This window comes from Cupriavidus sp. HPC(L) (assembly GCF_000307735.3).
Taxonomy (GTDB): Bacteria; Pseudomonadota; Gammaproteobacteria; order Burkholderiales; family Burkholderiaceae; genus Cupriavidus.
Genome location: NZ_AMPR02000055.1, coordinates 1 through 11,517 on the forward strand (window position 1 = coordinate 1; position 11,517 = coordinate 11,517).

11 protein-coding genes are annotated in these 11,517 nt (G+C 67.4%); 1 reads left to right on the top strand and 10 read right to left on the bottom strand.

Going from position 1 to position 11,517, the window contains the following annotated elements; genetic code table 11:
- Window positions 1–299 (bottom strand): hypothetical protein (locus B551_RS26840; RefSeq protein ID WP_216599687.1); only part of this gene is annotated, 299 nt, incomplete at its 3' end.
- 37 nt (window positions 300–336) lie between these two features.
- Between B551_RS26840 and B551_RS25990 the strand changes: the two genes are divergently transcribed.
- Window positions 337–2,367, top strand: a complete 2,031-nt coding sequence (locus tag B551_RS25990; RefSeq protein ID WP_216599688.1) for a hypothetical protein — start codon at window positions 337–339, stop codon at window positions 2,365–2,367.
- 63 nt (window positions 2,368–2,430) lie between these two features.
- On the opposite strand, the gene B551_RS04710 is transcribed toward B551_RS25990, so the two are convergent.
- The 9 genes from B551_RS04710 to B551_RS04750 form a co-directional block, all read right to left on the bottom strand.
- Window positions 2,431–3,120: a DUF799 domain-containing protein gene (locus B551_RS04710; protein WP_006575840.1), complete on the bottom strand. Its 690-nt coding sequence runs from the start codon at window positions 3,118–3,120 to the stop codon at window positions 2,431–2,433.
- The gene (locus B551_RS04715) at window positions 3,121–3,522 is read right to left on the bottom strand and encodes a DUF4810 domain-containing protein (RefSeq protein WP_006575839.1); all 402 of its coding nucleotides are present in this window, start codon (window positions 3,520–3,522) and stop codon (window positions 3,121–3,123) included. It abuts the gene before it with no gap.
- 21 nt (window positions 3,523–3,543) lie between these two features.
- Window positions 3,544–4,188 carry a CsgG/HfaB family protein gene (locus B551_RS04720; RefSeq protein ID WP_023263580.1) on the bottom strand — a complete coding sequence of 215 codons (645 nt, stop codon included), beginning with the start codon at window positions 4,186–4,188 and terminating at the stop codon, window positions 3,544–3,546.
- 288 nt (window positions 4,189–4,476) lie between these two features.
- A complete protein-coding gene (locus B551_RS04725) occupies window positions 4,477–6,375 on the bottom strand; it encodes a potassium transporter Kup (protein ID WP_043437427.1) in 1,899 nt (632 codons plus the stop codon).
- A gap of 390 nt (window positions 6,376–6,765) precedes the next feature.
- Window positions 6,766–7,467: an ABC transporter ATP-binding protein gene (locus tag B551_RS04730; protein WP_043437435.1), complete on the bottom strand. Its 702-nt coding sequence runs from the start codon at window positions 7,465–7,467 to the stop codon at window positions 6,766–6,768.
- A 5-nt stretch (window positions 7,468–7,472) separates the two neighbouring features.
- Window positions 7,473–8,342, bottom strand: a complete 870-nt coding sequence (locus tag B551_RS04735) for an ABC transporter ATP-binding protein (RefSeq protein ID WP_006575835.1) — start codon at window positions 8,340–8,342, stop codon at window positions 7,473–7,475.
- A complete protein-coding gene (locus B551_RS04740) occupies window positions 8,339–9,412 on the bottom strand; it encodes a branched-chain amino acid ABC transporter permease (RefSeq protein ID WP_006575834.1) in 1,074 nt (357 codons plus the stop codon). The genes B551_RS04735 and B551_RS04740 overlap by 4 nt, the downstream gene beginning before the upstream one ends.
- A gap of 4 nt (window positions 9,413–9,416) precedes the next feature.
- Window positions 9,417–10,283, bottom strand: coding sequence for a branched-chain amino acid ABC transporter permease (locus B551_RS04745; protein WP_006575833.1), 867 nt, complete (start codon window positions 10,281–10,283; stop codon window positions 9,417–9,419).
- A 102-nt stretch (window positions 10,284–10,385) separates the two neighbouring features.
- Window positions 10,386–11,517 (bottom strand): ABC transporter substrate-binding protein (locus B551_RS04750; protein ID WP_023263583.1); only part of this gene is annotated, 1,132 nt, incomplete at its 5' end.

Genomic DNA, 11,517 nt, shown 5'->3' on the forward strand with positions numbered 1-11,517 from the left:
ATGGCGGCGGCGTTTGCCAAGCTGAAGCGGTAAGCAGATACGGGCGCGACCCGGGGCGGCCGCAGTGCCGCCCCGGTGCCGCCCGCCATCGAGCGGGATCTCAAAGCCCGCGTTGGTTTTTCGATATCCCCCTGGCTGGTACGGTCGAGACTTCCGGCACGCGTTACGGCGGCAAGCCGGCCGACGTCGCGCACCATTGCCAGGAGGAATCGACGCATGCAGGCAGCCCGCAGTCTTGCCTCGTCCGCGCCCGCGCGGCCTACTTCGAACCATCCCGAACCGGCCGCTGCCAGCGGCATGCGGGAGTCGCCGCACGCCTCCGATGCAGGCGACGGGATGCCCGCCATCTCGCCCTTGCGCCCGCAAGCCGATGCACAGCCCGGACAGCCCGGCCAGACACTGCTGGCTCGGTGGCTGTCATGGAGCCGTCGGCACCTCGGCCAGGCGGCGACGTGGCGGGCCATGGATGCCGCCGCCTGGTCGGTTCGCGGCCCCAGCCCCGCGGCGCGCGCCTGGCCCCGCGGGCTCGGTTTCGCGGCATTGCCTGAACCCATCGTGATGCAATTGGCCGGTTATCTCGGCCCGCGGGACATCAGCGCGCTGTCTCGCGTGGAGCCGCATTGCCGTCGCCTGCTGGGACCGATGGCGTTCCGGCACGGTATCGACGTGCGCAGCGATCGTGCGGTGACACCATCGAACCTCGATGCGGTATTGCGCGACAGCGTTCGCCTGCTGCCCGGGCCCCGCGCCGAGGTTCTGGCGCGGCTGGGCCGATCGATTTGCCGGATGCCGCCAGCGCTGTGGCTGTCCGCCGCCGGTTCGCTGCTCGGCGCGGTGGAGCGTCTGCCGGAGGCGGCGCGGCCCGCACCGCTCGGCATGGTGGCGCTCGTGATGCTGGCGTGCGACGACTTGCCCCCGTCATGCGCCCTGGAGTCGCGCAGGCAGCTGTATCGACGTGTGCAGGACGCGCTGATGGACCTGCCCGTGTCATTGCGGGTGGATGCCCTGTCAGTCGTGCTGCGCGACCTCCCGTCGCAGCGAATGGCCGAGCCCCCGGTCAACCACTGTCTGGCCGCGATGGTGGCGTCCACTTTGGAGGTGGAACAAATCTGGACGCTGCGCAGCGCGGCACGGCGGACATTCGAAGCGCCGCCGGCCTTTCGGCACGCCGACAATGCCTTGCGCCGCGCCATCGCGGCGTTGCCGGCCGATACGCCCGAGGCATTGCTGATCGCGTTCGCCATGCCGACGCCAGCGATGCAGACGCAGACCGTCACGCAGCACTACGAACGCTTCATCGAGTTCGCCGCCTCCCACGAGGGATCGTCAGCCGCGCTCGGCCATATCGCCGCTGCACAGCTGCTGCCGTTGCTACCGCCGGAGGACTGCCTGGTGGGCTGGCATGGCGCGATCTACAAGCTCGGCGAACTGCCGCCCGATTTGCATTGCTGGCTGCTGGAGGCGCTGGCTGACGCGCTTCCCGGACTCCCACCAGAATTGCAGGCGGATTACTGGCTGACCCTGTATACCCTGGCCATGGTCCACCTGCGGTCATCCGGCGAGCGCTACATCGTCCTGCGGCAGCTTTGTCGGGTCCAGAACGGGATCGTCGGCGAGCACAACATCGATCTCGTGAACACGCTGATCGACGCTAGCGCCGTGCAAGCGCTGCCGTTCCGTCTCATTCTGCTGCCCCTGGCACTGGTGTCCGGCGAGCCGAGGGTGCAGGCGTGGAATACGGTCCTGGACCATGCCGAGGTGCTTGAACCTGAACAGCGCAATCAGCTGCTGCCGGCACTCGCGTTGACACTGGACAGGGCGCCCGACAGCGGCGCCGCATGGGACGCGATTCTCGCCATGACGCTTGAACTGCCTGTCCACGAACAGGGCGCGGCCCTGTCGGCCCTGGCGAATGCCATGGCTCACCTGCCCCGTGAGCAGGTGGATTCGGCGCTGGATCGCCTGCTGGAAGCCGCCGGCCCCTTGCCTCGCCGGGACCGCATCGACCTGCTCGCGCTGCTATCGCGGCTGGTGGTCGACAGCGGGCTGTGGCAGCAGGTATTTCGCGCGATCCAGGCGCTGCCGCGCCTGGATCGACCGTTGCCGCTTTCCAGTCTGGCTGACAATATCGAACGGCTGCACACGGCAACGGAGATGACGGCGGCCTGGCGACGGATATGGGAGGCCACGCTGGCGTTGCATCCCAACGATCGACTGCTGCTGTTGATGGCGCTCGATTCAACCCGGAACAGGCTGCCGGCGCGGGGCGGCTGGCTGGCGGATTGGCAATGGAAACGCCAAACGGCGGCGTTGCCGCGGACGGACGCGATCTGGCTGGACGGGTCCGCCTTTCGTGCCCGCCCCTAGCCGGCGGCACCGTCCGCGGCAGAACCGCACGCATGGGCGGCCCGCATGGATGCCCCCGCCGGATCAGTCCGCGTTGTACTTCGGCGAGCGCGGGCCGTACAGGATGCCGCCGGGCTGGCCGGCCGTCAGCAGACGGCTGGTCGTGACGCCCGCCACGGTGTGGCCAGCATCGGTGGCGCTGTTGATGATCTGCTTGACCGCCGCCGCGATCAGCATGCCGACCAGGCCGCCGCCCGAGCTGTTGCCGCCCTCGTTGCTCGACGCCGAAGCGGAGCCCGTCCACAGCTGCGTGCCGGTCTTCAGGTCGACCAGCGTGGCCTTCGCCGTCACCACGGTGGCGCTGTCGATCACGTAGTACTTGGTGCCGTAGCTAGTGATGTCGATGTACAGCGCGGCGTCCGCACCGAAGATCTCCTTGAGCCTGGCCGGCGCCACCGCGTGCATTTCGCCTGGCTGGGTGATGCCGTTCTGCTTGAACGTCTCGTCGACCAGGGTCACCGGCAGCACGTAGTAGCCGGCCTCGGCCAGCGGATACGTGGCCTGCGACAGCACGCTATAGGTCGCCTGCACTTCGGGCGATTCGTTCTGCGGCGGCAGCACGAGGATGGTGCGCGGACGCGCCTGCTTGAACGCGGCGTAGTCGATCTGCTTCGGCGCGGCACAGCCGGTGGCGAGCGCGGCGACGGCCGCCAGCGGAAGCAGCCGCGAGAGCAGCGTGCGAGAAAACGGCGTGCGGGAAAACAGCGTCTTCATTTACTTGACCTCCACCTTGTTGCCGCCGGCGTCGGCCTTCTTCTCCGGACGCTTGATATTGCGCAGCAGGAAGTCGACATAGGTGCCCGACTCCGGAAACAGCGCCTTCTCGGTCTGGAACTCGCGCACCATTTCGTCGTCCTTGCCAAGATCGGCGTACAGCAGCCCCAGATGGGCGTGGTAGCCGGGCGGCGGCAGCTTGCCGGCGGCCTTGATCTTCTCGAGATCGCGCTCGAGCACGATCACCTGCTCCTGCTTCGGCTCGCCCTTGAAGTAGTTGTAGACCTGGGGCTGATACCCCTCCCACTGGTACAGCGTGTTCTGGCTGGCGCAGCCGGCAAGCAGCGCGCCGCACGCCGCGGCTGCCAATGCCAGCCGCGACGTTTGCAACGTCGTTTTCATGACCCGTTCCTCGAAGAGGTGTTATTGGACGGCGCGCTTCCAGGCCCCGCTCTCGATACCGCCGACGAGCTTGGTGACCGCCTCGCGCATCGCAAGGTCGAGCACCTTGCCGTTCAGCGTGGAGTCGTAGCTCTGCGTGCCGCCGAAGCCGATGATCTCGCGGCTGGACAGCTCGTATTCGCCGGCGCCCTGGGTCGAGTAGACGACTTCGGACGTGTTGATATTGACCACGTTCAGCGCGACCTTGGCGTAGGCGACCTGCGACTTGCCACGGCCAAGCAGGCCGAACAGCTGGCGATCGCCGACTTCCTTGCGGCCGAATTCGGTCACGTCGCCGGTGATCACATAGTCGGCGCCCTTCAGGTTCTGCTGCTGCTTCTTGATGCCGGCTTCGCGCTGGATCTCTTCCATGTTGTCGCGGTCCAGCACGTTGAAGCGGCCGGTCTGCTGCAGATGGGTGATCAGGATGGTCTTGGCCTGGCCGCCGAGGCGGTCCACGCCATCGGAGAACACACCGCGCATATAGCTGGAGCGGTTGTCGAACTTGCCGACCGCGATCGGTGCGCGCACGCCCTGGTACGGGCGGCTGGCGCTTTCGACCTGCTGCACGGGCAAGGCCCGCGACGATTCCGTGGCGCATCCCCCTGCGGCGAGCAGCGCGAGCATCCCGATCAGGGAAACTGCATGGACTTTCTTCACTACCTGTTCTCCTGGTTGAACGACATAGAGCGACATGCGCCGAAGGCCTGCATGCAGGCAAGCCGGGGCCTGCGTGCGGCTCGGGCGGACGTCCCCGAGAAGTTTACGGTGCCACCCTCCGAAAGTTGACACTTCGGCACGTCACTCCCCTCGTCAGTAGGGCAAGGGGCAACAAAAAAGCCTGCAAACGGCGGTGCCGCATGCAGGCTTCCTGGTGATGCGACGGGCGCGCCCGCAGGCGCGCCGCCGCCGCGCTCAGATCTCGACCTTGGTCCCCAGCTCCACCACCCGGTTGGCCGGGATGCGGAAGAAATCCGACGGCTTGGCGCCGTTCTGATGCATCCACGCGAACAGCGTCTCGCGCCACATCGGCATGCCGGGCAGGCGCGACGGGATCACGGATTCCCGGGCGATGAAGAACGAGGTCTCCATCAGCTCGAACTCCATGTTCAGCTTGCGCTTGGACAGATCGAGCACCTTGTGCACGTCGGGGGTTTCCTTGAAGCCGTATTCGGACTTCAGGATAAAGACGCCGCCGCCCAGGTCCTTGCAGCTAAGCCGGTGATCGTCGTCGACATACGGAATGTCGCGCGTGACGAAACTCAGGAACACCACGCGCTCATGCAGCACGCGGTTGTGCTTCAGGTTGTGCAGCAGCGACACCGGCACGAATTCGGTGTTGCCGGTCAGGAAGACCGCGGTGCCCTCGACGCGGTGCGGCGGATGGGCCAGCAGCCCGGCCATGAAGGGCTCCAGCGGAATGCCCTCCTCCAGGCTGCGCGCGCGCAGCAGCTTGCGGCCGCCGTACCAGGTCATCAGCAGGAAGAAGGCGGCGCTGCCCAGCAGCAGCGGGAACCAGCCGCCCTCGGCAATCTTGAGCAGGTTGGCCGAGAAAAACGACAGGTCGATCACCAGGAAGGCCGCGCCCGCGGCGGCGACCACCGCCGGCGGCCATTTCCACACGTGGCGCATCACGACGATCGACAGCAGCGTGGTGATCACCATCGTGGTGGTTACCGCGATGCCGTAGGCGGCGGCCAGGTTCTCCGACTTCTTGAAGGCCAGCACCACCAGCACCACGGCCACCAGCAACACCCAGTTGATCACCGGCAGATAGATCTGGCCGATCTCGGCTTCCGAGGTGTAGCGGATCCGCATGCGCGGGATGAAGCCGAGCTGGATCGCCTGGCTGGTCAGCGAGAACGCGCCCGAAATCACCGCCTGCGACGCGATCACTGCGGCGCAGGTGGCCAGCAGCACCAACGGAATCAGCAGCAACTCGGGCACCATCAGGTAGAACGGATTGCGCACCGCGCTGGGGTCACCCAGCAGCATCGCGCCCTGGCCGAAGTAGTTCAGCATCAGGCAGGGCATCACGATCGCGAACCAACCGCGGCGGATCGGCGCGGGACCGAAATGGCCCATGTCGATATACAGCGCCTCGGCGCCGGTCAGCACCAGGAACACCGCGCCGAGCACGATGAAGGCCTGCAGCGAATGCTCGAGCAGGAAGCGCACCCCGTACAGCGGATTGATCGCGGCGAGAATGGCCGGCGACTCGATCAGGTGATAGATGCCCAGCGCGCCGAGCGACAGGAACCACGCCACCATGATCGGCCCGAACAGCTTGCCCACCGAGGAGGTACCGCGCCGCTGCAGCAGGAACAGCACCAGCAGGATCGCCAGGGTGATCGGGATCACGTAGTGCGACAGTGCCGGCGTCGCGATCTCGATGCCCTCGACCGCCGACAGCACCGAGATGGCCGGCGTGATCACCGCATCGCCGTAGAACATGCAGGCGCCGAAGATGCCCAGCATCATCAGAAGCTTGGCCCGCCGCGAGCGCGGTGCGGCGCTGCGCAGCGCCAGCGCCATCAGCGCCAGCACGCCGCCCTCGCCGTCGTTGTCCGCGCGCATCACGAACACCACGTACTTGATCGACACCACCAGGATCATTGCCCAGAACAGCAGCGAGATCACGCCCATCACGGCTTCGGGACTGAACGGAATGCCATGCTCGGCGCTGAAGCACTCCTTCAGGGCATACAGGGGACTGGTGCCGATATCGCCGAAGACGACACCGATCGCCGCGAGTACCAGCATGCGCATGCTGGGCGTCTCGACGAAGTAATGGCTCGTGGTGGGTTGTGTCATGGATTCGCAGCGGGAGGCCCGTCATGCCGCGGCCGGCCGCATCGTTCGAGAATTTTTTTGCAATGCACAATCGGGCGCCATTCTAGTGGAAACGGGCCGGCAGCGTCATCAGGAATCTTTTTGGGACCGTTCCGAGGCCCTTCCGGAGCCGTTTCGGCACGCGCTGCGGTTCGAGCGCGACAACGTCGCTGGCCGGCGATCGCCCTCCCCAGGAACGCAAGGATGCGAGCGAAGCAGCGCTCGGTCAACCCTTGGGTGTGGCGCGCCCGCCATAGAAAAACGGCGCGACAAGCGGTATTCGCGCCATTCCATGTCTGCTATGTCTTCTACGAGTTCGCCGATATCACCGCGCTGGATCGAGGCACCGAATGCGGCCGAACTTCGAGGCGCTCAGACGCCGAGATACCGCTCGAGCAGGCCCGGCGTGGCCGCCAGTTCGGCCGCCGCGCCACTTGCCGCGACCAGTCCCTTCTCGAGCACCACCACGCGGTCGGCCTGCGCCAGCACCGCGCGATAGTTGCGGTCGACCACCACGGTCGAAATGCCGGTGGCCCGCACCGCGGCGATCACGTCCCAGATCTCGCGGACGATCTTCGGTGCCAGTCCTTCGGTCGCCTCGTCGAGGATCAGGCAGTCGGGATTGGTCATCAGCGCGCGGCCGATCGACAGCATCTGCTGCTCGCCCCCCGAAAGCTGCTGGCCGCCATGGTCGAGCCGCTCCTTCAGACGCGGGAACAAGTCGAGCACCCTCGCCTCGTCCCAGTCGTTACGCCCGTTGCAGCCCTTGCGTGCGGCCATCAGCAGATTCTCGCGCACCGACAGGTTCGGAAAGATGCCGCGGCCCTCCGGCACGTAGGCGACGCCGAGGCGCGCGACATCGTAGGGCCGCGCGCGCGAGACGTCGCGGCCGGCGACGACGATGGTGCCGGCGCGCTGCGTGACGTGGCCCAGCAAGGTCCGCAGCAGCGTGCTCTTGCCCATGCCGTTGCGCCCCAGCAGGCCGACGGTTTCGCCGGCGTCGACGCGGAAGTCGACCCCGCGCAGCACATGGCTGGTGCCATACCAGGCCTGCACGCCGGTGGCTTCGATCATCGGCTTCACGCTGCGCACTCCTTGCGCGTGCCGGCGGCCGCGCCGGCGCCCGCGCCTGCGCCATGGGGATGGGAATCGGCGTCGGCCGCGACATCGGCAAGCTCGCCCGCGCCTTCGTCGTCGCCCAGGTAGGCTTGTTGCACCTCGCGGTTCGCGCGAATCGCGGCCGGCTCGCCCGAGGCGATCACCACGCCGTTGACCATCACGGTGATGCGGTCTGCCACCGCGAACACCGCATCCATGTCGTGCTCGACCAGCAGGATCGCGTGGCCCTCGCGCAGATCGCGCAGCAGCGACAGCATCCGCGCCGATTCCTCGGCGCCCATGCCGGCCAGCGGCTCGTCGAGCAGCAGCGCGACCGGCTGTGTGGCCAGGCACATCGCCACCTCCAGCTGGCGCTTCTGCCCGTGCGACAGCGCCATCGCCGGCAGCGCCGCGCAGTCCGCCAGACCGGCCCTTTCCATCGCCTCGTCGCCAAGCGCGCGCGCGGTGCGGCACGATTGCGCGCTTTCCCACAGGCGCCAGGCACGCTGCGCGCGCGACTGCGCCGCCAGCCGGCAGTTCTCGCGCACGCTCAGCGGTGCGAACACGTTGTTGCGCTGATAGCTGCGTCCGACGCCGGCGCAGGCCAGCCGCGGCTGCGGCCAGCCGGTGACGTCGGTGCCGTGCAGGAACAGCTGGCCCGCGGTCGGCGCAAGTTCGCCCGACAGCAGATTGATCAGCGTCGATTTGCCGGCGCCGTTGGTGCCGATCACGGCGTGGATCTGATGCAGGTCCAGCGCCAGATCGACGCCGGACACCGCGGTCAGGCCGCCGAAGCGGCGCGTCAGTCCGGCCGCGCGCAGCACCGGTTCGTTGCCATGGCGCGCGTTCATCGCCGCTCTCCTCGCATGCCAACCCCGCGGCGATCCGCGCCACCACCGAGCCGGCGGCGCAGCAATGCCGCCAATCCGACCAGCCCGCCCGGCAGCAGCGCCACCGCGCCAATGATGAAGCCGCCCATCAGCAGCTGCCAGTGCTTGGTCAGCGTGCTGAACCATTCGGCCAGCAGCACGAACGAGAACGCACCGATCACCGCGCCGGCGAGGCTGCCGACCCCGCCCAGGATCACCATCAGCATCGCGTTGCCCGACTGGTGCCACGACGCGATCTCCGGATTGACGAAGCCGAACTGGATCGCATACAGATAGCCGGCCAGCCCCGCAAAGGCGCCGCCGGCGACAAAGGCGCCGAGCTGGTAGCGGTAGGTGGCGAAGCCCGCCGCGCGCATGCGTTGCTCGTTGTGGCGGATGCCGATCAGCGCATGGCCGAAGCGCGAACGCAGCACCATCGCCAGCGCCGCCACCGTGAAGATCAGCGCGCCCAGCACCAGCCAGTAGAAATGCACGGGATCGTCGATGCCCAGGGGCCGCGCGCCGAACACGCCGAACTCGGGCCGGAAATAGATGTAGGTGCCGTCGCTGCCGCCGGCGATCTTGGTGTCGTGGAAGATGAAATAGACCATCTGCGCGAACGCCAGCGTGACCATGATGAAGTAGATGCCCCGCGTGCGCAGCACCAGCATGCCGACCAGCAACGCCAGCACCGCCGCCGCGGCAACCGCCGCCACCAGCAGCCACCAGCCATTGCCGGGCTCGGACTGCGGCGCCAGCATCGCGGTCGCATAGGCCGCGGTGGCGAAGTACGCGGCATGGCCCAGGCTGACCAGGCCCGTATAGCCGATCAGCAGCTGCAGCGACAGCGCGAAGATCGCCATGATCATCACCTTGCTGAGCAGATCGATGTAGAACTTGTTGCCCTCGCCGCCGAGCGCCAGCGGCAGCGCGGCCAGCGCCGCGAAGGCGATCGCCCACGCCAGCGTGGTCCAGCGCAGGCTGGCGCGCCGCTGCAGGTCGAAGGCCGCGCCGATGTCGGCGCCGAGGTTGGTCGGAGGTGTCGATGCCATCGCGCTAGCCCGCCTTGAACAGGCCCTGGGGTTTCCAGAGCAGAATGATCGCCATCAGCAGGTAGACCAGCACGCCCGCCACCTCCTGCCAGAACACCTTGCCGAAGGTATCGACGAAGCCGAGCAGCAGCGCGGCGACCATCGCGCCCTTGACCGAGCCGATGCCGCCGATCACCACCACGACGAAACAGACGATCAGCACCTGGCTGCCCATGCCGGGATAGACCGACGACACGGGCGCGGCGATCATGCCGGCGAGCACCGCCAGCGCGACGCCGAGCGCGAACACCAGCCGGTACAGCCGGCCGATATTGACGCCCAGCGACTGCACCATCTCGCGATTGCTGGCGCCCGCGCGGATCGTCATGCCCAGCCGCGTGCGGCGGATCACGTAGTACATCGCCGCGGCCACCAGCAGGCACACCGCCGAGATGAACAGCCGGTAGACCGGATAGGTCATCTCGTTGCCGATCGGCAGCGCGCCGTCGAGCAGCGGCGGCACCGGCACGCCATGCACGTCGTCGCCGACCAGGATGCTGCGCATCTCCTCGAACACCAGGATCAGCCCATAGGTCATCAGCACCTGCTGCAGGTGGTCGCGTTCGTACAGATAGCTGAAGAACACCCACTCGAGCAGATAGCCGAACGCGACCGCCAGCACGATGCCCAGCGGCAGCGCGATGAACAGGCTGCCGGTCATGCTCGCCAGCGTGAAGGCCAGGTAGGCGCCCAGCATGTAGAAGCTGCCGTGGGCGAGATTGATCACGCCCATGATGCCGAAGATCAGCGTCAGGCCGCTGGCGACCAGGAACAGCAGCAGACCGTACTGCACGCTGTTCAGGCACTGGATCAGGAAGGAGACGAAGTCCATGCGAGGCGATCGGTCGTTGACGAGGCCGCGGCCGGCAAGCGCCGGCATGCCGCGGCCGGTGACGCGCGCAAGGCGCAGGCGATGGGCGTTGGCGGCCTCGCGTTACAGGCGGCAGCCGCGCGCGGGATCGGCAAGCGCCTTGACCGCGATGCCGGCGACCTTGTTCTCGCGGCCCTCGACCTTGCGCAGATAGAAGTCCTGCACCGGGTTATGGGCACGCGACAGCGTGAAGGTGCCGCGCGGGCTGTCGATGCGCGCGGCGGCGATGGCCTTGTAGACGTCCGCCTTGCGGCTCATGTCGCCCTTGACGGCGGCGGCGCCGGCGGCCAGCATCTGCGCCGCGTCGTAGCCCTGCACCGCGTAGACATCGGGCTGCAGCTTGTAAGCCTTCGCGTAATTGAGCCGGAACTGCTTGTCGCGCGGATTCTGCAGGCCGTCGGCGTAGTGCAGCGTGGTCTCCAGGCCCTGCGCCGCGGTGCCCTGCGCCTCGAGCGTGCCGTCGGTCAGGAAGCCCGATGCATAGAGCGGAATCTTGTCCTTCAGGCCCGCCGCGGCCCAGTCCTTGACGAACTTGACGGCGCCGCCGCCGGCGAAGAAGACGAATACCGCATCGGGCTTGAGCGATGCGATCTCGGTGATCTGCGCCTGGAATTCGACGTTCGGGAAGGGCAGGCTCAGTTCCTTGACGATCTTGCCGCCCTTGGCCTCGAACGCCTCCTTGAAGCCGCGCACCGACTGCTCGCCGGCCGCGTACTTCCACGTCAGCGTGACGACCCGCTTCATGCCGCGTTCGGCCACCACCTGCCCCATCGCATAGCCTGGCTGCCAGTTCGAGAACGACGAGCGGAAGATATTGGGCCCGCACAGCGGACCGGTAGCCTCGTCGGCGCCCGCGTTCGGAATGATCAGCAGCGTGTTGCTTTCCTTGGCCACCTTGACGATGCCCATCTGCACGCCCGAGTGCACGGTGCCGATCACCACGTCGACCTGGTCGCGCTTGACCAGCTTGTTGGCATTCTCCGGCGCCTTGGCCGGATCCGATTCGTCGTCGACCTTGAAGAATTCGACCTCGCGCCCGCCCAGCCGGCCGCCCTGCTCCTGCACGTACATGCGGAAACCGTTCTCGATCGCCGTGCCGAGCGCCGCATAGGTGCCGGTGTAGGGCAGCATGAAGCCGACCTTGATCTTGCCGGCGGCCGCCGATGGCGCGGGCTGCGCCGCGGCGGTGCCCGCC

Excerpts from the sequence above, each read along its gene's own strand:
- B551_RS25990 (WP_216599688.1), top strand. The coding sequence starts at position 337 with ATGCCCGCCATCTCGCCCTTGCGCCCGCAAGCCGATGCACAGCCCGGA.
- B551_RS04710 (WP_006575840.1), bottom strand. The coding sequence starts at position 3,120 with ATGAAGACGCTGTTTTCCCGCACGCCGTTTTCTCGCACGCTGCTCTCG.
- B551_RS04715 (WP_006575839.1), bottom strand. The coding sequence starts at position 3,522 with ATGAAAACGACGTTGCAAACGTCGCGGCTGGCATTGGCAGCCGCGGCG.
- B551_RS04720 (WP_023263580.1), bottom strand. The coding sequence starts at position 4,188 with ATGCTCGCGCTGCTCGCCGCAGGGGGATGCGCCACGGAATCGTCGCGG.
- B551_RS04725 (WP_043437427.1), bottom strand. The coding sequence starts at position 6,375 with ATGACACAACCCACCACGAGCCATTACTTCGTCGAGACGCCCAGCATG.
- B551_RS04730 (WP_043437435.1), bottom strand. The coding sequence starts at position 7,467 with ATGATCGAAGCCACCGGCGTGCAGGCCTGGTATGGCACCAGCCATGTG.
- B551_RS04735 (WP_006575835.1), bottom strand. The coding sequence starts at position 8,342 with ATGAACGCGCGCCATGGCAACGAACCGGTGCTGCGCGCGGCCGGACTG.
- B551_RS04740 (WP_006575834.1), bottom strand. The coding sequence starts at position 9,412 with ATGGCATCGACACCTCCGACCAACCTCGGCGCCGACATCGGCGCGGCC.
- B551_RS04745 (WP_006575833.1), bottom strand. The coding sequence starts at position 10,283 with ATGGACTTCGTCTCCTTCCTGATCCAGTGCCTGAACAGCGTGCAGTAC.